Genomic DNA, 21,763 nt, shown 5'->3' on the forward strand with positions numbered 1-21,763 from the left:
GGCTGGCGCAAACCGTGCAGACGCACGGTGACCGGGTGGAGCGGGTGCGGCGATTCGGGGGAACGGGGGCGTGTGCTGCCCCTTCCGCGCTCCCCGAGTGTGCATATTTTCGGACATGCGCAAGGTATTGGGCGGAACAGGCAGGCACCGGCGTCCGAGACGGTGGCGCGGCCGGCGACCGCTGGTCGCCATGACGGTGGTGTCAGGTGCGCTGCTGGTGTGCGCGTTCACGGGCCTGGACCGCCCGCCCGCGCGCTACATGCCGGCGCGCCACCACAGCGCTCCTCCCCTGGGAGACATGATGGTGCTGGGCGGCGGCCTGGTGCTCGCCGGCTCGGGACTGGGCCTGATGGTCCTCGTACGGTCCCGCCGGATGTAACCAACCGCCGCCCGGGCAGGTCAGCGATGGCGCGGCGCCGAGGTCAGGGCGCTCTTCTCGCCGGGCGCGACCGACAGGCCGTTCTCGCGTCTGGCGACGTCCCAGGTGCCGGCACCTGAATTCGGAGGGGCTCCATCAGGTGGGCTTGATCAGATCGTGCTCTATGGCGCGGACGAAAGCCGCCCAGGTCCGGGGCGGGACGGCGAGCGTTCCGCTATGGCGGACCCTGCTGTCCCGTATGGCTATGCGGTCGTCGCCTGCGAGCCGTATTTCGACACAGTCGGCACTTTCGTCAGGACTGTAAGAGGACTTGCGCCATCTGTAGGGGGAGAAGTCGTGGTGTATCACGGGATGTACCTCACTCGCGTTCAAGTTCTTGCGCGATGGATGAGATCAGCTCGGCTGACTCCTGGACCGACAGTGCTGAAGCTTGCAGCTCTTCGAATGCCTTGCGGTACTTCGCTACCGCCTCGTCCTCGTCCAGATACAGATCCCCGCCGAGGTACGACACCTGGACGACATCGAACTCCAGAGGCTCAGGGTAGGAGTACAGGATGAAGGATCCGCTGGTGTTTGTGAACCTGCTCTGTGAGTAGGGGATGATCTGGATCGCCAACTCGGGACTCTGACTCAGGGAAGCCAGATGTCGTAGCTGGTCCGCCATGACCTGTGGCCCGCCGATCTGTTGGCGGACCACGCCCTCCGTCAGAACGCTCGCATACTTCGGCGGATTTCCTCGGAGGAAGATGCTCTGGCGGCTCATGCGAATGTCAACGGACAGCCTGAGTTGTTCCTCGGACAGCGGCTGCGATTGGCCTTCGAGAACAGCGGTCGCGTATGCCTGGGTCTGCAACAGCCCAGGAATTACCCGACATTGGAACGCCGCGATGCTTGCGGCGTCCGATTCCAATGTCAGTGTCTCTTTGAAGTGGTTCGCGAGTGCCTCGCTGTACCGGTGCCACCAACTGCGTTTGTTTCCTTCGGCCGCGAGAGCGATGAGCCACCTCCGCAGCTTCTCGTCCTCAGCTCTGTAGAGGTTGAGCAAGACCTCAAGCTCAAGCCGGGTGGTGCGGAACAACCCCGTTTCCTGTCGGCTGACCTTCGTCTTGTCGCCGTGGATCGCCCTCGCGGCTTCTTCGGTCGAGATATTGGCCGCTTCTCGAAGCGCTCTCAACTCGGCGCCCAGTCTGCGGCGACGAGCGGTCCGGCGGGCGTTCCCCATGGCTTCCTCCCCTGCTGGCAGTGCGTGCTCAGTGTGGTCCAGAACCCACGCCGCAGGCGTGCGATCACCCACAAGGATGAAGCTGGCCCACTATGGGCCCAACTTGGTTGCGCTAGCCCAAATGGCGGTCCATCGTGGACGCATGGCTACGGTGCGTAGCCGCACATCGACACTGGGGGAAGGCGCGGAGCGATGACGTATCGGAACGGCGCATTCGTGGTGGACACCCGCGAGGAGCGGATCGGGCAGGTGATCGACAGCGTGGGGAGGCGCGTGCACCTACGCGAACCAGGGGGCGGGCGCGAGTGGGAAGTGCCCTTCTCCGCGCTGCGGTTGGCCACGCGGGACGAGCGGGAAGCGACCGGGCTCCGGCCCCAGACGATCAAACCGTTCCGAGGCTGCGTGGAGTGCCCGGAGCTGGCAACCGCACTGCGCGACGCCCAAGTCGGCGGCGACAGACTCAAAGCCGGAAAAGCGGTCCTCGCCCAGCGAGCGCACTGGCGTCTGGACCACGGACTGTGACCGCCACCGGGATGCTCGCATGCACCCACCGCGGCGGCTGGACGCACACCGGAGGCGAATCGCGCTGCGAAAGCTGCGGCGTAAGGCGGTTCACGGAATACCGCGCGCTACGACCACCGGGAATAGCGCAAGCGCTGACCCCACCTCGCGACACCGCCACAACGGCGGACCGCGCGGCCGCCGAGTGGCTGATGCTCCGAACCCGCCGCGACAGGAAGACGCCGCAGTGGGGCGACCCCGGCACGGGACACCCCGCCACCTCGAACTCTGGTTCCCGAACCTCCCTCGCACGGCAAAAAGCTCCGGATGGGTGCTGGACACCCTGGGATACCAGCAGTCCTCGGCACTCACCCAGACCCCCGACCGCCACCCTTACGCGGGAGGGGAATCGCACTATGCGGCGTTCCTGGAGAACGAAGACGGCTCCGAGGTCGAACGAGTAGCTCCGAAAGAGCGAGTTGGAGAGGAGGACGTCCGAGGCCGCAAGAGGCGGCACCGCCAGGCAACCCCAAACAGCGCCGCACTTGCTCTCCGGTGGGAGGGGGTGGGGCTGGAGGGTGGGGTTCTGGAACGCGGTGCGAATTCGGGGCACTCAATACGCGAAACGGCACCCGCACCGCGTTCCAGGTCCCCAGCCCGGAAGACCCACCCCCGGCACCCACCACAAACCAGCCCGGCCGGCGCTTGAGGCCACCCGCCGCAGGCGCAGACAACCCGCACCCGACAGACGGCACCCCCCAGGCTCGCCGCAGGCGCAACGGCCCGCTCCCGACAGACGGCGCGCTACCTACAGCCGCCCGCCGCAGGCGCAGACAACCCGCACCCGACAGACGGCACCCCCCAGGCACCCCCAGGGCGCCCGCCGCAGGCGCAACGCCCCCGCAGAATCACCCGCACCCAGCGGAGAACGCCCCGACACCCTCAGCCCACCGACACCCTCAGCCCCCCGCCGCCCCCAAATACCGCTCCAACCCCGCAACAACCAACGCATGATCCTCCCCCTGAGTCAGACCAGAGACAGCAACCACGCCCACAACCCCCGTACCACGCAACCGAATCGGAAACGCCCCGCCATGCGCCGCATAGCGATCAGGATCAAGACGGGAGTGAGACTCGAAAGTACGTCCCTTGGCCCGGAACCGCGCCCCGACCAAGAAGGAGGACTCCGCATACCGCTCAACCACCCGGCACTTGCGGTCGACCCACGCGTCATTGTCGGCGGACGTCCCCGGCAACGCGCAGTGGAAGAGCCGCTGCGAACCGCGCCGGATGGAGACGGTCACCGCCGCACCACGCTCGCGGGCGAGAGAAACGAGCAGTGACCCAAGCTCCCAGGCGTCATCGTTCCCGAACCGCTCAAGAACGAGCCGCCGTTCATCGTCCTCCAGGCGGGCAACCTCCTCCATCACGCCTCAGCCCCCTGAACCCGCACGGTGCGCCGCTCGACGCCGGCGACCTGATCAGCCCGCACGGCGCACCGCTCGATTCCGACCACCTGAACCGCCTCCGGACAAGCGACACCAGCCATCACGCCGAAGCCTCGATCCGCACGACACGCCCCTCATCCGCGGAGACCCGAGCCGCTTCCAGCACCCGCAGAGCCGCCGCGGCCTCCCGAGCCGAAACCGGCGGCCGACCACCCGAGAGGAGGGCCTCCACCACGGCCGAGTAATAGGCGGGGTAGTCACCAGGCAGAGTGCGGACGGGTTCGCCGCCACCCGTACGGGGAGACTCGCCGGCGCCGATCCGCCCCCAGGCGGACTCGGGTTCGACGCCCCAGGCAGTACGGTCGTCCGACGGGCGGAGCCCCTCGCGCAGGGCTGCTTCCTGGGGGTCGAGACCGTACTTCACATAGCCGGCGGCGGTGCCGAGCACCCGGAAGCGCGGCCCGAGTTGGGCGGTGACGGCACTCACCCACAGATGGGAGCGGACACCATTGGTGTGGGTGATGGCGATGAACGTGTCGTCGTCGGCCTCGGCGCCGGGCCGGCGGATGTCGGCCTCGGCGTACACGGTGGCGGCGGGACCGAAGAGGGCGAGGGCCTGGTCCACGACGTGGCTGCCCAGGTCGTAGAGGAGCCCGCCGATCTCGGCCGGGTCGCCGGACTCCCGCCAGCCACCCTTGGGCCGGGGCCGCCACCGCTCGAAGCGGGATTCGAAGCGGAGTACGTCGCCGAGCGCGCCGTCGCGGACGAGCTGCTGGACGGTGCGGAAGTCGTTGTCCCAGCGGCGGTTCTGGAAGGCGCTGAGCAGCAGGCCGCGTTCGTCGGCGAGGCCGGCCAGGGCCTCGGCCTCGGCGGCGGTCGCGGCGAGGGGCTTGTCCACGACGACGGGCAGCCCCGCTTCGAGGGCGGTGCGGGCGAGCGCGACATGCGTGCGATTGGGGGAGGCGATGACGATGAGATCGAGCTCGTCGGCGTGGGCGAAGAGGGCGTCCGTGTCGGCGACGGTACGGACGCCGGGATGCTCGGTGACGGCCTGGCGCTGCCGCTCGGGGTTGGCGGTCACGACGGTGTCGAGGACGAGACCGTCGGTCGCGGCGATCAGCGGGGCGTGGAAGACGGAGCCCGCGAGGCCGTAACCGATGAGCCCGACGCGGTAGGGGGTGCGGGGGGTGTCAGGGGTGCCATCCATGCCCTCCACTTTGGCAACGCTGTTGCGAAAGTGCAAGCGGTGACGACAATGGTGAGGTGAGCAGCACGAACAACCCCGACTCGGACGCATCCCCGGACGCCCGCCCGGCCACGGGCCCAGGTGCGCGCCCAGCCACGGACCTAGGGGCCCGCCCGGCCGTGCGCCCAGGCGCCCTCCCGGCCACCCGCCACGACGTCGGCCCAGGCGTCCGCCCCGCCACCCGCGGAGACCTCGGCCCGGGCGGGGGCCCGGGAGCCCGCCCGGACACCCGTCCCGTCGGCCCCACGCCACTCGGCCCCGCCGGGGCGAACCTCGCCGCGCTGCGGGATCACAACACCGCCGTGGTCCTCGGCCTGCTGCGTGACGCGGGGCCGGAGGGTGCCAGCAGGGCCGAGCTGGCGGCGGGCGCCGGCCTGACCCCGCAGGCCGTCAGCAAGATCGGCGCGCGGCTGCGGGCGGCCGGGCTGGCCACCGATGGCGGACGCCGGGCCTCGACGGGCGGCAAGCCGCCGATGCTGCTCCGCCTGGTGCCGGAGGCGGGCCACGCCGTCGGCCTGCACCTGGACCGGGACGCGATGACGGCGACCCTGGTCGACCTGTCGGGCGCCGAGGTGGAGACGCGTACGGCTCCGCTGGCCTTCGGGTCGGGGGCGGAGGCGGTGCTGGCCGAGATCGGGGCGCTGCTGGACGGCATGCTTCCGGCCACCGTCCTGGGCGTCGGGGTCGCCGTGCCGGGCCCGCTCGATCACCGTGGCGGCGTGCTGGGGAAGGTGACGGGGTTCCCGAGGTGGGACGGATACCCGCTGCGGGACGCGCTCGCCGGACGGCTCGGCGTGCCGGTGGTGATCGACAAGGACACGAACGCGGCGGCGCTGGGGCTGCTGCCGCGCGGTGGGGTGTCGTCCTTCGCCTATCTCCACCTGGGTACGGGGCTCGGCGCGGGGCTGGTGCTGGGCGGTGCCGTGCACCGGGGGGAGCGGACGGGGGCGGGGGAGTTCGGCCACCAGGTGCTCCAGCTCGACGGTCCGCTCTGCGCGTGCGGCAGCCGTGGCTGCGTCGAGGCGCTCTGCCTGGAGGCGGTGGCGTCGCGGGATGTGGGGCGCGCGGCCTGGCTGTTGGGGGTGGCGGCGAGGAATCTGGTGCGGCTGCTGGACATCGACCTGGTGCTGCTCGGAGGGCGGACGGTGCTGGCGGATGCCGCCCGGTTCGAGGAGGGGGTGCGGGCGGTCGTCGGCGAGGTGACCCGGGTGGAGGTGGCGGAGGCGAGCGCGGTGGTGGCGGGCGCGGCCGAACTCGCGCTGGCACCGCTGTTCGGCGGAGCGGCTGGTTAGCGAGGGGCCTCGTCCCGATCCCCACGGGGCTCCGCCCGGCCCCGTGCCCGGCCGTAGGCGCCCCGCCCGTACGGATCAAAAGAAAATACGCACATCGAGCGGAATCGCACCCCCACTCAGCCCACCCGAGCCGTGCCGGGCCTTCGGCCTCGGGCCCGCGCTGCCAGCGTGACTCGCGTTCCCGGACCCTCCGGAAAGGTTTCGCGATGTACCTGCCCCGTGCGCTCGTCGTCGGCGCCGTCGCGCTCGCGATCGTTTCGTCGGCGGCACCCACCTATCCCCGGCCGCCCCTCGACCGGGCGCCCGTCCAATCGCGCTGTGGCCGTCCGGGGAACGCCACCTTCCCGATCGCCGCGCGGCTGAAGGGCGGGCCGGTGACATACGAGCGCGGCGGTGACCAGCAGGTCTGGGAGCTGGAGCTGCGCAACGGCACGGCGGTCGACTGCCGGGACGTGCACCCGGTGGCGGTGTTCGCGGACCGGGCGCGCGCGCTGCGGCCGGGCGACATCCGGTTCGACTTCTACGACACGGCCGCCTCCCGCTGGCGGCCGGTGCGCTTCGAGCGGACCGACGAGGCCGAGAACGTCGGGGTTTTCGAGGGCACTTCGCCGGACTTCCCCGGCTTCGCGGTGCCCGCGCACGCTTCCGTGCCCGTACGCGTGCGTCTCGGCTTCACCGGCGGCGCGCCCGAGGGCCCGGTCACGTTCAATGTGACCGCCGTGCAGCGGCGCGGTGGGGACGGGGACTGGGTGGGGGAGTCCGACAACTACACCTTCGGCGTCTCGGGCACCGCCGTGAGCGCGGCCCCGGGCGCGGGTCGCGCCGATGACGAGGCGCCCGGCGAAGGGGAGGCCGCAGAGACAGGGCGCCGCTCCCTGCTCGCCGACACCGGCTCCCAGCGGCCGCTCTTCGCGATCGGCGCGGCCGCCTTCGCGCTGCTCCTCGCCGGCGGTTCCATGATCTTCGGGGCGCGGCGCGCACGGCGCTGAGGTGCGAGGATCGCGCCGTGGACTTCATGGACTACCCCGGCGGCACGGGGGAGCAGACACCCGGCGCCGCACCCGGCGCCCCCATCCGCGCGGGCATCCCCGAGCACGGCCGCATCCCGAAGTACTACGCGGTCAAGACCCGAGTGGCCGCCCTGCTCGACGAGTTGGGCGAGGGTGAGCCGCTGCCGACCGAGCGCGACCTCGCGGTGCGTTTCGAGGTGTCACGCGAGACCGTTCGCCAGGCCCTGCGTGAACTGCTGCTGGAGGGGCGGCTGCGACGCGCGGGGCGTGGCACGGTCGTCGCGGGCCCCAAGCTGGAACAGCCCCTCGCCCTCGCCAGCTACACCGAGGGCGTCCGCAGGCAGGGCCGCCGGCCCGGCCGCTCCCTCATCGGGCTCGACCGCTTCCCCTGCCCGCCCGCGCTCGCGCCCGATCTCGGCGTCCAACAGGGCGCCCCCGTCTGGCACATGGAGCGCGTACTGCTCGCCGACGACGAGCGGGTCGGCCTGGAGAGCACCTATGTGGCGGTCGAGCGCGTGCCGCGCCTGGACGCCGACTTCGAACCGGACTCCTCCTTCTACGGCTATCTCCACGATCACCTCGGCATCTCCTTCGGGGACGCGGACGAGCGGCTGGAGACCGTACTGGCCACACCGCGCGAGGCCCTCCTCATCGGCACCCCGCCCGCGCTGCCGATGCTGCTGATCCACCGGCTGTCCCGGGACACCGAGGGCCGCCCGCTGGAGCGGGTGCGGTCGCTCTACCGGGGCGACCGCTTCTCCTTCACCACACATCTGGGAACGAAACGGTAGAAGCCGGCCACCCGGCACTCCATTCGTATGTAACGTAATGGTAACGGGTCTAGGCCAAGTTTGACAGCCCGTTCACCGTCCCGTAGCTGTGCGGACCGCTTCGGGTCACCCGCCCCGAGGAGCGTTCCCGGCATGCGAGTCATAGTCGTCGGAGCCGGCGTGCTGGGAACCCTGCACGCCTGGCACGCAGTCCAACGCGGCCACGAGGTCGTCCATATCGAGCGCGAGGCCGAGGCCCGGGGCGCCTCCGTCCGCAACTTCGGCCTGGTCTGGGTCAGCGGCCGGGCCGGTGGTGAGGAACTGGACACCGCGCTGCGCGCACGGGAGCTCTGGGCGGAGATCGCCGACGGCGTCCCCGGCCTCGGCTTCCGGGCCAACGGTTCGCTGACGGTCGTCACCAACGAGGCGGAGCTGGCCGTCGCCCGCGCCGCCCTCGCCCGCCCCGACGCCGCCGCCCGCGGCTTCGCCCTCCTCGGCCCCGAGGAGACCCGCGAGCTCAACCCCGCCCTGCGCGGCGACTTCCGCGGCGCCCTGTGGTGCCCGCGCGACGCCGCCGTCGAACCACGCACCGCCCAGCGCGCCCTCAAGGACGCGCTCCTCGCCTCCGGCCGCTACACCTTCCTCGGCGGCCGCGAGGTCCGCGAGACCATCGGTGAGCACGCCGTCCGCGACGACCACGGAGTCACCCACACCGGCGACGCCGTCGTCCTCTGCACCGGCGCCTGGCTGGGCGGTCTGGTCCGCGAGCTCGCACCCGACCTGCCCGTACGCCGCGTACGCCTCCAGATGATGCAGACCGCGCCGCTCGGCGAGCCGCTCACCACCTCCGTCGCCGACGCCGACAGCTTCCGCTACTACCCGGCCTACGGCGGCCCCGCCCTGGACGCGCTCGCCGCCGCGCAGCACCAGCCGCCCGTCGCCGCCGAGCACCGGATGCAACTGCTCATGGTCCAGCGGGCGGACGGCGGGCTGACGATCGGCGACACCCACGCATACGAGGCGCCGTTCGCCTTCGACGTCGACGAGGACCCGTACGAACACCTGACGGCCGTCACCGAAACGCTCCTCGGCCGGCCCCTGCCGAAGATCCGGCGCCGCTGGGCCGGGGTGTACGCGCAGTGTGTCGACACCACGCGCGTCGTGCACCGGCAGCAGGTGCGGAGAGGCATCTGGCTGGTGACCGGGCCCGGCGGCCGCGGCATGACCTGCGCGCCCGCCATCGCCGAGACCACCGCGAACGCACTGGGCTGGTGAAGGAGATGACCCCCGTGACCGACGGGAAGAACGCGCCGATCGGGCTCGTCGTCCTGGACATGGCCGGCACGACCGTCGCCGACGAAGGACTCGTCGAGCGGGCCTTCGAGAGCGCCGCGGCCGAGCTCGGCGTACGGCCCGGCTCGGCGGAGCACGCCGCCCACCTCGCCCATGTCCGCGCCACCATGGGCGAGTCGAAGATCTCCGTCTTCCGGCACCTCTTCGGCGACGAGGAGCGGGCGCGGCGGGCCAACGCCGCCTTCGAGGCGGCCTACGGGCGGCTGGTCGGTGAGGGGCACTGCGCTCCCGTGCCCGGCGCCCGCGCCGCCATCGAACGCCTGCGGGCCGAGGGCCGGACCGTCGTCCTCACCACGGGCTTCGCCCGCGTCACCCAGGATGCGATCCTCACCGCCCTCGGCTGGACCGGCCTCGCCGACCTCACCCTCTGCCCCGCCGACGCGGGCCGCGGCCGCCCCTTCCCCGACATGGTCCTCACCGCGCTGCTGCGCACCGCGGCCGTCGACGCCGTCCAGCGGATCGCGGTCGCGGGCGACACCTCCTACGACATGCTCTCCGGACGGCGGGCCGGTGCGTCGCTCGTGGCGGGAGTGCTCACCGGGGCGCACGACGAGACGGCGCTACGGGCCGCCGGCGCCACGGCCGTCCTGCCGTCGGTGGCCGAACTGCCCGGCCTGATAGCGGAGTACGAGTCGTGAAGACCACCACCACGGGCGGTGGCATCCGCTTCGACGAGGTGTCCGTCGCCTACGGCGACACCGTCGTGCTCGACGCGCTCGACCTCACCGTCGAACCCGGCGAGGTCATGGCACTCCTCGGCCCCTCCGGCTCCGGCAAGACCACCGCGCTGCGCGCCGTCGCCGGGTTCGTCCGGCCGGCCTCCGGGCGGGTGCTGATCGGTGGCCAGGACGTGACGGAACTGCCGCCGCACCGGCGCGGCATCGGCATGGTCGTCCAGCAGTACGCGCTCTTCCCGCATCTGCGCGTCGACGCCAACGTCGCCTTCGGCCTCAAGGCCCGAAAGGCGCCCCGCGACCAGATCGCCGGGCGGGTCGCCGACGCGCTGGAGATGACCGGCATGAGCGCGTACGCCAAGCGCTACCCACGCGAACTCTCCGGCGGTCAGCAGCAGCGCGTCGCCATCGCGCGGGCACTCGCCGTCCGGCCGGGAGTCCTGCTCCTCGACGAACCCCTCTCCGCGCTCGACGCGCAATTGCGCGGTGACATGCTCGCCGAGCTGGCCCGCTTGCACCGGGACCTGCCGGACGTCTCCATGCTCTACGTCACCCACGACCAGTCCGAGGCCCTCACCCTCGCCGACCGCGTCGCGGTGATGGACCGCGCCCGCCTCCAGGACTGCGGCACGCCAAGGGAGTTGTACCGGAATCCGGGCAGTGCGTTCACCGCGTCGTTCGTCGGCAGTGCGAACGTGCTGCGGGGCGTGTGGTCGGGCGCGAGTGAGGTCGAGGTGGGCGGTGTGCGGCTTCGCGTCCGCGAGGGTGCGGGCGCGGGGGACGTGACGGTGTGCGTCCGGCCGCATCTGATCGGGCTGGGGGAGTCCGATGATCCGTCGGTGAACGTGGTGCGGGGGGTGGTGACGGGGCTTCAGTGGCGTGGAGCGTCGCATCGGGTCACCGTGACTGTGGCTGAAGGTTTCGAAGTGACGGCTGAGGTGCCGGAGCTACGCGTGGTGCCGGTGTTGGGGGAGCGGGTGGCTGTGCGGTTCGCTTCTGAGGACGTCGTGGTGGTGGCCGATGCGTAGGGTTCGGACGGGTGGTTTTTCCCCAGCCCCGCCCCTTCCCGAACCGGGGCGCGGGCCGTCTTTGCCGCCCGCGGCGGTGAACGCCCTGCGGGCGTGTCCTCAGGCTCCCCCCGCTACCGCTGGGAGGTGCCCGCACGGGCTGAATGGCTGCCCGGACGATGCGCAGTTGCCGGAGCACCCCGGCGGCCCGCGGTTCTCGGACCACGGTCCGCCCGGTCAGGCCCGTCCGGCGTTCGAGGACACCGCGCGAAGCGCGGTCAGGGGGTCCGGGGCCTCCCCGGTTCCGGGAAGGGGCGGGGTGGGGGAAAAGGCGCCGCGGGCGGCAACGGAGGGACAGCCGGGGGCCCGGGGCACGCGCCCCCCACGCGGTGGAGCCGCACCTCGGATACAGCCGGGAAGGGGCGGGGTGGGGAAAAGGCCCGCCGCAGGCGGCGCACCGGCCCGCGGCCGGCGCACCGCTCGCGCCCTATGGGTCCTGCCCCCGCTCAGCGCCCTGGCGATCTTCTTCCTCTACCCCCTCGCCCTCGTCATCCGCCAATCCGACGGCTACGGCGAGACCTTCCGGCAGACCGCCTTCCGGGAAGCCCTCCGGAACACGGTCACCATCGCCGCCGGCGCCACCGCGGGCACCCTCGTCCTGGGGTTCACCCTCGCCCTGGTCATCGCCTTCGTGCCGTTTCCCGGCGCCAGAGCGCTGAGCCGGTTCATCGACATCTTCCTCGCGTTCCCCTCCTTCCTGATCACGCTCGCCCTGCTCTTCGTCTACGGCTCCCGGGGCATGGCCAACGGACTGTGGACGGATGTCACGGGGGCCACCGACGGACCGTTCGACTTCCTGCACACGCCCTGGGGCGTGCTGCTCGCGGAGATCACCTACTTCACGCCGCTCGTCATGCGGCCCCTGCTCGCCGCCTTCTCGCAGGTGGAGACCGCGCAGCTGGAGGCCGCGGCCTCGCTGGGCGCGCGGGCGCCGCGGATCGTGCGGCAGGTGATCCTGCCCGAGGCGCTCCCGGCGCTCGCCGCGGGCGGCAGCCTCGTACTCGTCATGTGCCTCAACGAGTTCGGGATCGTGCTGTTCACGGGGGCGAAGGGCGTCACGACCCTGCCGATGCTGGTCTACAGCAAGGCGATCCTGGACGGCGACTACACCGGCGCGTGCGTCGTGGCCGTGGTCAACGTCGCCCTGTCCGTCGCGCTGTACGGCCTCTACCGCCTGCTCCTCGCCGGTAAGCCCGGGAAATCCCGCACCTCCGGAAAGGGGGACACCCGCCGTGCTCGTGCATAGCCGCCGCGCCCGCTGGGCCGCGTGGACCGTCTTCTTCGCGCTCTTCCTGCCCGTCTTCGCGCTGCCGTTCCTGGTGGTCCTCGGCGCGTCCTTCGCCACCAACTGGAGCGGTGCGCTCCCCTCCGGCGCCACACTGACGCACTATCAGGACATCGCGCGAGGCGACTCGCTGAGCGCGCTGACCACCAGCCTGCTGACCGCCGTCGCGGCGAGTGCCCTCGCCCTCGTCACCGGCACCTGGGCCGCCCTCGCGGCGGAGCGCCTGGGGCGCCGCGTACGCCGTGTCGTCGACGCGCTGTTCATGCTGCCGGTCGCCGTGCCGTCCGTCGTGGTCGGGCTGTCGCTGCTGGTCGCGTTCTCGGAGCCGCCGCTGCTGCTCAACGGCACCCGCGAGATCGTCGTCATCGCGCACACCGTGCTGGTCACGGCCTTCGCCCACCAGTCCGTGACCGCCGCCCTCGCCCGTCTCGACCCGGCGTACGAACAGAGCGCCGCGAGCCTCGGCGCCCGCCCCTCCGCCGTCCTGTGGCGCGTGAAACTGCCCCTGCTCCTGCCGTCCCTGACCGCGGCCGCGGGGCTCTGCTTCGCCCTGTCCATGGGGGAGCTGAGCGCCACGATGATGCTCTACCCGCCGGACTGGCTGCCGCTGCCCGTCAAGATCTTCGGCACCACGGACCGCGGCGCCCTCTTCGCCGGAGCCGCGCTCGCCGTCGTCCTGATGGTGACGACGCTCGCCGTCCTGCTCGGCGTCTCCCGGATCCGCACCAGGGCGTCCTACCGCTGAGCGCACCACCCTCCCCGCCATTCCCACGCAAGGAGTCCGACACGTCATGCCCCGCTTTCACCGGCCGCTCACCGCCCCCGCACTCGGCGCGGTGGTCCTCGCCGCCACCCTGACCGGCTGCGGCGGCACCTCCGCCGACGCCGATGAGATCACCGTCTACAGCGCGGACGGACTCAAGGCCGAGGACGGCTCGGGCTTCTACGACACGGTCTTCAAGGAATTCCGGGAGAAGACCGGCATCAAGGTGAAATACGTCGAGGGCGGCTCCGGTGAAATGGTGCAGCGCCTGGCCCGGGAGAAGTCCCGTACGAAGGCCGACGTGATCGTCACCCTGCCGCCGTTCATCCAGCAGGCCGACGGCAAGGGTCTGCTCGCCGCCTACCGCCCCGCGGGCTCGGACCAGGTTCCCGCGGGCGACCGCTCCGCCACCGGCACCTGGACCCCCGTCGTCGGCAACTACCTGTGCTTCATCCACAACACCCGGGAACTGAAGGACCCGCCGAAGACCTGGGACGACCTCCTGGACGGCCGGTTCAAGGGCAAGGTGCAGTATTCGACGCCCGGTGTCGCCGGTGACGGCACGGCGGTGCTCGTGAAGGCCGTCCACGACTTCGGCGGCAAGGACGCCGCCATGGCCTATCTGAAAAAGCTCCAGAAGAACAACGTCGGCCCGTCCTCCTCCACCGGACAACTCGCCCCCAAGACGGACAAGGGCGAACTCCTCGTCGCCAACGGCGATGTCCAGATGAACTACGCGAACATGAAGTCCATGCCTCACCAGGGCATCTTCTTCCCCGCCGGCAGCAGCGGAAAGCGCACCACACTCGCCCTTCCGTATGCCGCCGGGCTGGTGAAGAACGCCCCGCACGCCGACCGGGCGAAGAAGTTCCTGGATTTCCTGCTCTCCGAAGAGGTGCAGCGGCAGGCGTCCTCCGTCGCCGGCGGATTCCCGGTCCGTACGGACGTCAAGGCCACCGACAAGAACGCCATCGCCCTCGCGGAGATCATGCAGGGCGTCGAGATATTCCGCCCGGACTGGGCCGAAATAGACAAGAACCTCGCCTCTTACGTCGACGCGTGGAAGTCGGCCACCGGAAGCTGATTAGGCTGGAGGTGTCGGGGCGGCGCACGAGTGGCGCTGTCCCGGCGTTCCCCCGCCCCGGCACGGGGCAAAAGACCGCAGGAGTCCCACCGTGGCAGAGCGCAAGCCGATCGAATCCTGGCTCACCGACATGGACGGTGTGCTGATGCACGAGGGCATTCCGGTGCCCGGGGCCGACGCCTTCATCAAGCGGCTCCGCGAATCCGGCAAGCCCTTCCTCGTCCTGACCAACAACTCCATCTACACCCCCCGCGACCTGCACGCCCGCCTGGAGCGGATCGGGCTGGACGTGCCGGTGCAGAACATCTGGACCTCCGCGCTGGCCACCGCCAAATTCCTGGACGACCAGCGGCCCGGCGGCACCGCCTATGTCATCGGCGAGGCCGGGCTCACCACCGCGCTGCACGACATCGGCTACGTCCTCACCGACGCGGAGCCGGACTACGTGGTGCTCGGCGAGACCCGCACCTACAGCTTCGAGGCGCTCACCAAGGCGATCCGGCTGATCAACGGCGGCGCCCGCTTCATCGCCACCAACCCCGACGAGACCGGCCCCTCCGCCGAGGGCGCGCTCCCGGCGACCGGTTCCGTGGCCGCGCTGATCACCAAGGCGACCGGCCGGGAACCGTACTTCGTCGGCAAGCCGAACCCCCTGATGATGCGGGCCGGGCTGAACGCGATCGGCGCCCACTCCGAGACGAGCGCGATGATCGGCGACCGGATGGACACGGACGTCCTGGCCGGCCTGGAGGCGGGCATGGAAACGTTCCTGGTCCTGACCGGACTGACGCGCCCGGAGGACGTCGACCACCACCCCTTCCGCCCCTCCCGTGTCGTCGACTCCATCGCGGACCTCGTCGACCTGGTCTGAGCGCCGCGGTCCGGCATTGGGCTGGTTCCGCGACCGTACGGAGCAATGGCGCCACGCAGCGGATGCGGCGCCCCGCGAAGGCGAGCGAGTCTCTGGGATACCAGGAGGTTTCCCATGGACCCAGCCCGATCCGCTCTGTGCGGCGCCCTGGCGGCGGTCGCCGTGTGCGCGGCGCCCGCGTGCGCCCAGGACGCCCCCGTGACCAGGCCCGGCGCGGTCTCCCTCGCGCCCGTCACCGGCACCCCCGGCTCGCGCGTCCAGCTGCGGGTCGCGGGGTGCGCCACCGACAAGGCGACCGCGACCTCCCCGGCGTTCGTCACCGACGCGCGGCTCGCCAAGGACGCGACGGGAATGCTCGCGGAGACCACCCTCCGCTCGACCGCGGCGCCCGGCACCTACGCGGTCAAGGTCCGCTGCGACGGCCGTGACGGCACGGCCGAGGGCCGGCTGACGGTCGTCGCCCCTCAGGGCGCCCGCTCCCCCGAGCACACCGGCCGCGCCGCGCACCGCCCCCCGGCGGCCTCGCCCGTGGCGCCCGTACCGGCCGGTGGCGGCGGCACCGCGGCGGCCGCCGATCCCCCCGGCGCCCCCGGGCTCGTCCTCGCGGGCGGCACCGCGCTGGCCGCCGCGGGGGTCACCTGGTACCGCCGCCGGACCGACACCGGCCGACGGTGACGGAAGGGCGGCCGCCGAGATGTCCGAAGAGCGCAGCAGCGGCCACGGCCGCCTCCTGACCGGAGTGGCCTGGGCCGCGCTGCTGGTGGCCCTGTGGCTCTGGGGCCGTGAGATCACCGACGGGACCGTGGCCGCCACCCCCACGGCCGGCGACGTCGCCGCCGCGGGCCGCCCGAGCGCCCACCCGCTGCCCCCGGCCCACGCCCCGCTCCCGGCGGCCCGCCCCCACGGCCTGGTCATCAGGTCCGTCGGGGTCAGGGCACCCATCGAGGACCGCGGCCTCGACCCGTCGGGCGCGGTCGACCCGCCCCCGTACCAGCGGGCGGGCGCCGTCGGGTGGTACCGCGGCGGACCCGGGCCCGGCTCGCCCGGCGCGGCCGTCCTCGTCGGCCACGTCGACACCGACCACGCGCCCGCCGTCTTCTACGACCTCGCCGGCCTCAAACGCGGCGCCACCGTCACCGTCGACCGCGCGGACGGCTCCACCGCCGAGTTCACGGTCGAGGACGTCTCCGTCTTCACCAAGGAACACTTCGACGCCCACCGCGTCTACGGCCCGCGCCGGGCCGACCGCGCCGAGCTGCGCCTGATCACCTGCGGCGGCACCTACGACCGCGTCCGCCGCTCCTACAGCGCCAACGTCGTCGTCTCCGCCTACCTCACCGGCGCCGGACATGTCTGACCCCGCCACACGCCCCTCCCCTGCTCCAACAGGGCGACTTGACAGCGGGTCATCGCCCGACCACCCACAGACGCGGCGATTTCTGTGCAAGCATGGAAAAGCCCGGTCATGTCCCGTGGGGCCGGGGGGACACCCCACAGGAAGTACACCCAAGGGGGAATGGATGTACGGCAGCTACACCGGCCGCACATGTCGTGCCCGTACGGCCCGTAGAGGAACCGGTGCCGCGGTGGCGGCCCTGCTGCTGCTCGCCGGATGCTCATCCGATTCCTCCTCCGCGGAGCCGCCGAAGGCCGCCGACGCGCCGCCCCGGCAGCCCGCCCAACTGCCCAAGTCCCGGGTTCCCTTCTGGGTGAACCCCGAGTCCACCGCCTCCAAGCGGTCGGCCGAGCTCCGCAAGGACGGCAGCACCGGCAAGGCCGACCTCCTGTCGAAGATCGCGGCCCAGCCCGTCGCGGAGTGGATCGGGGTGGACGACCCCGAGGGCCAGACCCGCGGCTATACGGAGGCCGCGGCCGCGGTCGACCGGGTCGCGCTGCTCGTGCTCTACAACATCCCGCACCGCGACTGCGGTCAGTACAGCCAGGGCGGTGCCTCCGACGGCAACACCTACCGCGACTGGCTCGACAAGGCGGCCAAGGGCATCGGCGACCGCGCCGCGACCGTGATCCTGGAGCCGGACGCCCTTCCGCACATGGAGGACGGCTGCACGCCCCAGCAGTTCCACGAGGAGCGGTACGCCCTGCTCAAGGAGGCCGTGGGCAAGCTCAAGGCACTGCCTCGCACCAAGGTCTATCTGGACGCCGGCAATTCCAGCTGGGTCACGCCCGCCGACCGGATGGCGGATCCGCTGAAGCGGGCCGGCATCGACCAGGCCGACGGATTCGCCCTCAATGTCTCCAACTTCCAGACCACGCAGGACAACAAGGAATACGGGCACACCCTCTCCGCCCTCCTGGGCGGCAAGCACTTCGTGATCGACACCAGCCGCAACGGCAACGGCCCGCTGTCCGGCGCGGACCACGAGAAGTCCTGGTGCAACCCCTCGGGCCGAGCGCTGGGCGAGCCGCCGACGACGCGCACGGGTGACGCGCTCGTCGACGCGTATCTGTGGGTCAAGCGGCCGGGGGAGTCGGACGGCACGTGCAAGGGGGGACCGGAGGCGGGGCAGTGGTGGGAGCGGTACGCGTTGGAGCTGGCGCGCAACGCGAAGTGACGGGCGGGGCGGTTGCGCCTGCGACGGGAGCGGCCTGCGGCCGCGTCCTCAAACGCCGGACGGGCTGGAATTGCGGACCGTATCCAGAACATTGAGCCCGTTGGGGGCACCTCCCAGCGGTAGCTGGGGGAGTTTGAGGACAACGCGCGAAGCGTGTTGCGGGGTCTGGGGGCTTGCCCCACACGCGGCGGAGCCGCACAACAGATGCAGCCGGGAAGGAGCGGGGCTGGGGAAAAAGCCCGCCGCAGGCGCAACCGCCGCCCCCTACGCCCCCTTGACCTTCAGCCACACCGCAGGCGACGGCACACCCCGGTCGTCCACGGCATTGAGCATGTACCAACCAGGCGGCACCAGCGACGGATCCTTGGGGAGGGTCACAGTGATACCGTCCCGCTCCTTCGTGAAGTCGAGCGCGATCGACCGCTGTTCCACATTCGTGACGTGAGTGAAGGACCCGGGCCGGATCAACCGCACCTTCGCGATCGGCCGCGGGCCACCCGCCCCATACGTCACCTTGTCGCCCAGCGACAGCGTCTTCGGCCCGCCGCTGTCCTTGAGTTCGGGCCGGGCGCCGTTCTTGAAGAGATACGGCGGGGTGTAGAGGTCGATCTCCTGCTGGAAGGTCGCGGGCCTGCTGTTGGCCTTGTCGCCGAAGAGGGAGTCGGAACCGAAGGTCATCACCCGGCCGTCGGGCAGCAGCAGGGCGCCCGAGTGGTAGTTGCGGCCCACCAGCGGATCGGCGGCCGGGCGCCGGGAGTTGTCCTTCGGGTCGTAGATCTCCGCCTTGAGGATGTTGGAGTCGCTGCGTCCACGGTAGTCGCCCGAGCCGTTGGTGGTCAGGACCGTGTCGTCGGGCAGGATGACGCTGCTGGGATAGCGGGCCTTGGCGTAGAGATCGGGCCCGTCCTTGAAGCGCGGCCGCGGTGCGTGCAGGTCGACGATCCGGGTACGGGCGGTCGCCTTCTTGTCCTCGCCGACCCCGCCACCGCCGAGGACCATATAGCGCTGGTCCTGGGCGGGCGGCAGCAGCACGGACATCGAGGTCTCCAGGGTGTCCGGGTCGCTCATCCCCGGCACCTCGGTGAAGTCGTTGCTCCCCAGGTCCCACACGCCGGGGACACGGCCCTTGTCGGCCGGACCGTAACCCGCGTTGGAACCCGTGTAGAAGATCCGCCCCTTGTCCGTGAGGAAGAGCGCGGGATAGGTCGGGAAGAAGCGCTCCTTGGGCAGATAGGTCCACTTCTTGGTCTTCGGGTCGTAGATCTCGTTCTTCCCCGGCACGACCTGGCCGATCTCGTCGAGACCGGAGACGGAGAGGACCTTGCCGTCCTGGAGGGTGGTGAGGGTGGGATACCAGCGGGCCTCGTTCATGGGGTCGACCGTGACATAGCGCTCGGCGACCGGGTCGAACTCATAGGCGTCCTTGATGCCCTGGAAGTCCTTCTTGTCGAACGAGAGCTTGTTGGCGATTCCGTAGACGTTGCGGGTATCGGTGCCTTTCAGGCCCTGGATGCTGTAGTTGTCGGTGAGCCCGGTCTCGTACTGATGGCCCTTTTGCAGAGCCTCCACATAGACGCGCGCGGTGCTGACCGTGACGGTGACCTTGTGACTCTCGTCGTCCTGCACCTTCTTGGCCCGGGGGACGAGCACGGCGTCCTTCGACTCGAAGGTCTTCCCGTTGTTCTTGCCGGTGAATCTGGTGCCCACGGGCAGCGTGATCGGCTTGTCCGGGTCCTCGTTGTGGACGACCATCAGCCCGCCGGCCTTGGTGACGTCGCCGCCCAGCTTTTCGTAGCGCTGAGTGCCGCCCGCCACCAGGAGATTCCCGTCGGGCAACTGGGTGTGCCCGGCGCAGAAGAGGTCCTTCGGGGTCGGGATGTTCTTGAAGGTGTTCTTCTCGGGGTCCCACAGGACCGAACGGAACGACTTCGCCTTGAAATTGGCGGCGTTGTTGCCCGACCCGGCGACCAGCAGCACCTTGCCGGTGTGCAGCAGGGCCGCGTGAATGGTGTTGATGCGGTATTCGTCGGGGACGTCGACCATGTCCCAGTGGCCGTTCTTGGCCTTGTACTCCGGCTGGTTGATCTTGTAGTCGTGGTACTGGTCGGAGGCGTAGCCCCACAGCGCCGGTCCGTTCATCCCCGCCAGGGCGAGCACCACCGCCGAGCCGACGGCCATGCGGCGGGTGCGGCGGCTGACACGGAAACGGGGCTGGTTCATCGGCTGGCCTCCACGGCTTGCTTGGCGTTGCGTACGGTCCACCACCATGCGAGGACCGGCGCGACGGTGATGGCGAGGGCCAGGGCCGCCCACGTCCGCATCGCCACGTGCGTGTGGCCGAGCCAGAACGAGGCCAGCAGCGAGCCGCCGAACACCGCCAGGAAGAACAGGTGGACGCGGAAGGTGCCGAAGAGGGTGTCCGGGCTCGCCGAGTCGCCCTTGGGGGTCACCACGAAGGTGCTCCTGCGGCGCAGCACCGCGTCCATCAGCGAACGGGCGTAGATCGGCGCCGACAGCGCGGACATCACCATGCCCGCGAGCCCGCCGGAGCCCTCGGGCTCGTGCGGGGAGACGTTGTGCCGGCGATTCCAGATGTAGAGCCCGATCTGGAGGGCCGCGGCGTCGCTGTAGAGCATCATCCAGACCTCGGAGTCGATCTGGATCCCCGAGGCGCCTAGCCCCAGGAAGAGCGCACAGCTCAAGGCGCCCAGCAGCCAGTTGAGCGCGGTCATCGGATAATAGATGACCATCAGCGTGTAGTTGACGAGTGTGCCCGGCGACAGGGTGAACGGCCCTTTCCAGAACTGCTTGATGATGGTCTCGTACGTGCCCCGCGACCAACGCAGTTGCTGGGTGAAGAAGTCCGTCCAGGAATTCGGCCCCTCGCCGACCGCGAGGACGTCCGGGGTGTACACGGAGCGCCATTTGCGACCGGTCGCGGGATTGCGGTGCCGGTGCAGTTCGAAGCCGGTGGCCATGTCCTCGGTGATCGAGTCGTAGAGCCCGCCGATGCCCTTGAGCGCGCTGATCCGGACGGCATTGTTGGTGCCGACGAACATGGGCGCGCCATAACGGTTTCCGGCGCGTTGGATCAGGGCGTGGAACAGGAACTGCTGGCTCTCGGCGGCCTTGGTCACGGCCGCATCGTAGTTCCCGTACACCTGTGGTCCAACGACAAACGCGATATCCGGGTCACGGAAGTAGCCGAGCATGCGCTCGAGGAAGTTGGGCAGTGGCACGTGGTCGGTGTCGACGGAGGCGAAGAAGTCGTAGTCGTCGCCGTGGGCTTGCAGCCAGGCGTTGTAGTTCCCGTGTTTCGTTCTCGCGCGGTGCGGGCCCTTCGGCTGATTCCACTTCTCGACGCCCTTGCGGGAGAAGTGATGGACGCCGAGCCGTCTGCACACCTCTCTGACCCCGGGGTCGTCGCCCTCGTCCAGCAGCCATACGTGCAGTGGTCCGCGGTGCCGCAGTCTGGTGGCCGCCTGGAGGGTCCGGGTGACCATCTCGAGGGGCTCCTTGCCGGGCACGAACGAGGTGAGGAAGGCGACCTTGGTGCCGCTCTCGGGCACCACCGGCACGGGGTCGCGCGCGACGAGCGTGGCGTGGGCGTTGGACACCACGTTCAGGGTGCGGAAGAGCTCGATCAGCCCGATCGACACCAGCATCACGGTGTCCAGGGACCGCATCAGAGGAGTGGAGTGGTCGCGGTGCGTCCAGTGGGCGGGCTGCATCAGCCACAGCAGCAGGCCCAGGGAGACCACGGGCGCGGCCCCGAGCAGGAGGGCGCCGAGGACGCGGTGCGTCTCGTCCGCGAGCAGGCTGCGGTAGCGGACGCGGTACGGCCGGCCCGGCTCGGGCTCGGTGAGCGGGCCGGCCAGCCTGCTGTAGTGCTCGTAGTCGAAGCGCGGGCGCGCTCCGGTTGGACGGACGGGCGACCGGACCGTGGTCCGGTCGCCCCTCGTATCGCCGGGTGGTGTCGTCCTGGGCCCGGCGGGCTGCTGTGGCACGCCGGGTGCCCGTGGCGGGCCGCCGGCGGCCGCCGGGGCGTGGGTCTGCTGCCGGGCATCGGCAGGCGTGGTCGTCATGGTCATTCCCCCCGCACGCATGCTGATCGCGTGTGTCCGTCGTGAGTCCGTCGGCCCCCCACAGCCGCATGGACCCTGTGCGCACCGGCTCCCCGACAGCACGCGTGACTCATTGGTCACTTATTGACGTTGAGTCATTG

General features: G+C 70.9%; 22 protein-coding genes. 16 read left to right on the forward strand and 6 right to left on the reverse strand.

What is annotated here, in order from left to right; genetic code table 11:
- Positions 1-190: 190 nt before the first annotated feature.
- Positions 191-379 (forward strand): hypothetical protein, encoded by a 189-nt coding sequence (locus ACH427_RS06945; protein WP_398868372.1) that lies wholly within the window; start codon positions 191-193, stop codon positions 377-379.
- A 135-nt stretch (positions 380-514) separates the two neighbouring features.
- Here ACH427_RS06945 and ACH427_RS06950 read toward each other — a convergent pair whose 3' ends face one another.
- Both ACH427_RS06950 and ACH427_RS06955 read right to left on the reverse strand, forming a co-directional pair.
- Positions 515-727: a DUF397 domain-containing protein gene (locus ACH427_RS06950; protein WP_398868373.1), complete on the reverse strand. Its 213-nt coding sequence runs from the start codon at positions 725-727 to the stop codon at positions 515-517.
- Between the two features lie 10 nt (positions 728-737).
- Positions 738-1,601, reverse strand: coding sequence for a helix-turn-helix domain-containing protein (locus ACH427_RS06955; RefSeq protein ID WP_398868374.1), 864 nt, complete (start codon positions 1,599-1,601; stop codon positions 738-740).
- 192 nt (positions 1,602-1,793) lie between these two features.
- On the opposite strand from ACH427_RS06955, the gene ACH427_RS06960 reads away from it, so the two are divergent.
- Both ACH427_RS06960 and ACH427_RS06965 read left to right on the forward strand, forming a co-directional pair.
- A complete protein-coding gene (locus ACH427_RS06960; RefSeq protein ID WP_398868375.1) occupies positions 1,794-2,123 on the forward strand; it encodes a hypothetical protein in 330 nt (109 codons plus the stop codon).
- Positions 2,124-2,134: 11 nt separating this feature from the next.
- Entirely contained in the window at positions 2,135-2,566 is a 432-nt protein-coding gene (locus tag ACH427_RS06965) for a DUF6255 family natural product biosynthesis protein (protein WP_398868584.1), read from the forward strand.
- A gap of 495 nt (positions 2,567-3,061) precedes the next feature.
- Here the strand turns inward: ACH427_RS06965 and ACH427_RS06970 are convergent, their stop codons facing one another.
- Together ACH427_RS06970 and ACH427_RS06975 are read right to left on the reverse strand one after the other, a co-directional pair.
- Positions 3,062-3,529: a heme-degrading domain-containing protein gene (locus ACH427_RS06970; protein WP_398868585.1), complete on the reverse strand. Its 468-nt coding sequence runs from the start codon at positions 3,527-3,529 to the stop codon at positions 3,062-3,064.
- A gap of 121 nt (positions 3,530-3,650) precedes the next feature.
- Complete coding sequence (locus ACH427_RS06975; RefSeq protein WP_398868376.1) at positions 3,651-4,757, reverse strand: Gfo/Idh/MocA family oxidoreductase; 1,107 nt, start codon at positions 4,755-4,757, stop codon at positions 3,651-3,653.
- Between the two features lie 320 nt (positions 4,758-5,077).
- On the opposite strand from ACH427_RS06975, the gene ACH427_RS06980 reads away from it, so the two are divergent.
- From ACH427_RS06980 to ACH427_RS07040, 13 genes are all read left to right on the forward strand, one after another.
- Positions 5,078-6,088, forward strand: coding sequence for an ROK family protein (locus ACH427_RS06980; protein WP_398868586.1), 1,011 nt, complete (start codon positions 5,078-5,080; stop codon positions 6,086-6,088).
- Positions 6,089-6,294: 206 nt separating this feature from the next.
- Positions 6,295-7,077, forward strand: a complete 783-nt coding sequence (locus tag ACH427_RS06985) for a hypothetical protein (RefSeq protein WP_398868377.1) — start codon at positions 6,295-6,297, stop codon at positions 7,075-7,077.
- Positions 7,078-7,103: 26 nt separating this feature from the next.
- Entirely contained in the window at positions 7,104-7,889 is a 786-nt protein-coding gene (locus ACH427_RS06990) for a GntR family transcriptional regulator (protein ID WP_398868587.1), read from the forward strand.
- A 132-nt stretch (positions 7,890-8,021) separates the two neighbouring features.
- On the forward strand, positions 8,022-9,143 hold the full coding sequence (locus ACH427_RS06995; RefSeq protein WP_398868378.1) for a TIGR03364 family FAD-dependent oxidoreductase: 1,122 nt from the start codon (positions 8,022-8,024) through the stop codon (positions 9,141-9,143).
- A gap of 5 nt (positions 9,144-9,148) precedes the next feature.
- Positions 9,149-9,859, forward strand: coding sequence for a phosphonatase-like hydrolase (locus ACH427_RS07000; protein ID WP_398868379.1), 711 nt, complete (start codon positions 9,149-9,151; stop codon positions 9,857-9,859).
- Positions 9,856-10,923 carry an ABC transporter ATP-binding protein gene (locus ACH427_RS07005; protein ID WP_398868380.1) on the forward strand — a complete coding sequence of 356 codons (1,068 nt, stop codon included), beginning with the start codon at positions 9,856-9,858 and terminating at the stop codon, positions 10,921-10,923. Before ACH427_RS07000 ends, ACH427_RS07005 begins: the two co-directional genes overlap by 4 nt.
- A 406-nt stretch (positions 10,924-11,329) precedes the next feature.
- The gene (locus ACH427_RS07010) at positions 11,330-12,208 is read left to right on the forward strand and encodes a 2-aminoethylphosphonate ABC transporter permease subunit (RefSeq protein ID WP_398868381.1); all 879 of its coding nucleotides are present in this window, start codon (positions 11,330-11,332) and stop codon (positions 12,206-12,208) included.
- Positions 12,195-12,992 (forward strand): ABC transporter permease, encoded by a 798-nt coding sequence (locus ACH427_RS07015; RefSeq protein ID WP_398868382.1) that lies wholly within the window; start codon positions 12,195-12,197, stop codon positions 12,990-12,992. Before ACH427_RS07010 ends, ACH427_RS07015 begins: the two co-directional genes overlap by 14 nt.
- Before the next feature lie 46 nt (positions 12,993-13,038).
- Positions 13,039-14,094 carry a 2-aminoethylphosphonate ABC transporter substrate-binding protein gene (locus tag ACH427_RS07020; RefSeq protein WP_398868383.1) on the forward strand — a complete coding sequence of 352 codons (1,056 nt, stop codon included), beginning with the start codon at positions 13,039-13,041 and terminating at the stop codon, positions 14,092-14,094.
- A 91-nt stretch (positions 14,095-14,185) separates the two neighbouring features.
- On the forward strand, positions 14,186-14,965 hold the full coding sequence (locus ACH427_RS07025; protein WP_366004169.1) for an HAD-IIA family hydrolase: 780 nt from the start codon (positions 14,186-14,188) through the stop codon (positions 14,963-14,965).
- A gap of 114 nt (positions 14,966-15,079) precedes the next feature.
- A complete protein-coding gene (locus ACH427_RS07030) occupies positions 15,080-15,640 on the forward strand; it encodes a hypothetical protein (RefSeq protein ID WP_398868384.1) in 561 nt (186 codons plus the stop codon).
- A gap of 19 nt (positions 15,641-15,659) precedes the next feature.
- Positions 15,660-16,322 (forward strand): class F sortase, encoded by a 663-nt coding sequence (locus ACH427_RS07035; protein ID WP_398868385.1) that lies wholly within the window; start codon positions 15,660-15,662, stop codon positions 16,320-16,322.
- A 163-nt stretch (positions 16,323-16,485) separates the two neighbouring features.
- On the forward strand, positions 16,486-17,538 hold the full coding sequence (locus tag ACH427_RS07040; RefSeq protein WP_398868386.1) for a glycoside hydrolase family 6 protein: 1,053 nt from the start codon (positions 16,486-16,488) through the stop codon (positions 17,536-17,538).
- Between the two features lie 264 nt (positions 17,539-17,802).
- Here ACH427_RS07040 and ACH427_RS07045 read toward each other — a convergent pair whose 3' ends face one another.
- Together ACH427_RS07045 and ACH427_RS07050 are read right to left on the reverse strand one after the other, a co-directional pair.
- Positions 17,803-19,758, reverse strand: coding sequence for a galactose oxidase-like domain-containing protein (locus ACH427_RS07045; RefSeq protein WP_398868387.1), 1,956 nt, complete (start codon positions 19,756-19,758; stop codon positions 17,803-17,805).
- A complete protein-coding gene (locus tag ACH427_RS07050) occupies positions 19,755-21,629 on the reverse strand; it encodes a glycosyltransferase family 2 protein (RefSeq protein WP_398868388.1) in 1,875 nt (624 codons plus the stop codon). Before ACH427_RS07050 ends, ACH427_RS07045 begins: the two co-directional genes overlap by 4 nt.
- Positions 21,630-21,763: the final 134 nt, after the last annotated feature.

This window comes from Streptomyces sp. NPDC020379, from assembly GCF_044387105.1.
In the GTDB taxonomy this organism is placed as follows: domain Bacteria; phylum Actinomycetota; class Actinomycetes; order Streptomycetales; family Streptomycetaceae; genus Streptomyces.

Bases quoted from the DNA above. Each gene is read 5' to 3' on its own strand.
- ACH427_RS07000 (WP_398868379.1), top strand. From the start codon at position 9,149: ATGACCCCCGTGACCGACGGGAAGAACGCGCCGATCGGGCTCGTCGTC.
- ACH427_RS06945 (WP_398868372.1), top strand. From the start codon at position 191: ATGACGGTGGTGTCAGGTGCGCTGCTGGTGTGCGCGTTCACGGGCCTG.
- ACH427_RS06975 (WP_398868376.1), bottom strand. From the start codon at position 4,757: ATGGATGGCACCCCTGACACCCCCCGCACCCCCTACCGCGTCGGGCTC.
- ACH427_RS06965 (WP_398868584.1), top strand. From the start codon at position 2,135: ATGCTCGCATGCACCCACCGCGGCGGCTGGACGCACACCGGAGGCGAA.
- ACH427_RS07040 (WP_398868386.1), top strand. From the start codon at position 16,486: ATGTACGGCAGCTACACCGGCCGCACATGTCGTGCCCGTACGGCCCGT.
- ACH427_RS06970 (WP_398868585.1), bottom strand. From the start codon at position 3,529: ATGGAGGAGGTTGCCCGCCTGGAGGACGATGAACGGCGGCTCGTTCTT.
- ACH427_RS06960 (WP_398868375.1), top strand. From the start codon at position 1,794: ATGACGTATCGGAACGGCGCATTCGTGGTGGACACCCGCGAGGAGCGG.
- ACH427_RS06995 (WP_398868378.1), top strand. From the start codon at position 8,022: ATGCGAGTCATAGTCGTCGGAGCCGGCGTGCTGGGAACCCTGCACGCC.
- ACH427_RS06955 (WP_398868374.1), bottom strand. From the start codon at position 1,601: ATGGGGAACGCCCGCCGGACCGCTCGTCGCCGCAGACTGGGCGCCGAG.
- ACH427_RS07045 (WP_398868387.1), bottom strand. From the start codon at position 19,758: ATGAACCAGCCCCGTTTCCGTGTCAGCCGCCGCACCCGCCGCATGGCC.
- ACH427_RS07035 (WP_398868385.1), top strand. From the start codon at position 15,660: ATGTCCGAAGAGCGCAGCAGCGGCCACGGCCGCCTCCTGACCGGAGTG.
- ACH427_RS06990 (WP_398868587.1), top strand. From the start codon at position 7,104: ATGGACTACCCCGGCGGCACGGGGGAGCAGACACCCGGCGCCGCACCC.
- ACH427_RS07020 (WP_398868383.1), top strand. From the start codon at position 13,039: ATGCCCCGCTTTCACCGGCCGCTCACCGCCCCCGCACTCGGCGCGGTG.
- ACH427_RS06985 (WP_398868377.1), top strand. From the start codon at position 6,295: ATGTACCTGCCCCGTGCGCTCGTCGTCGGCGCCGTCGCGCTCGCGATC.
- ACH427_RS07050 (WP_398868388.1), bottom strand. From the start codon at position 21,629: ATGACCATGACGACCACGCCTGCCGATGCCCGGCAGCAGACCCACGCC.
- ACH427_RS07030 (WP_398868384.1), top strand. From the start codon at position 15,080: ATGGACCCAGCCCGATCCGCTCTGTGCGGCGCCCTGGCGGCGGTCGCC.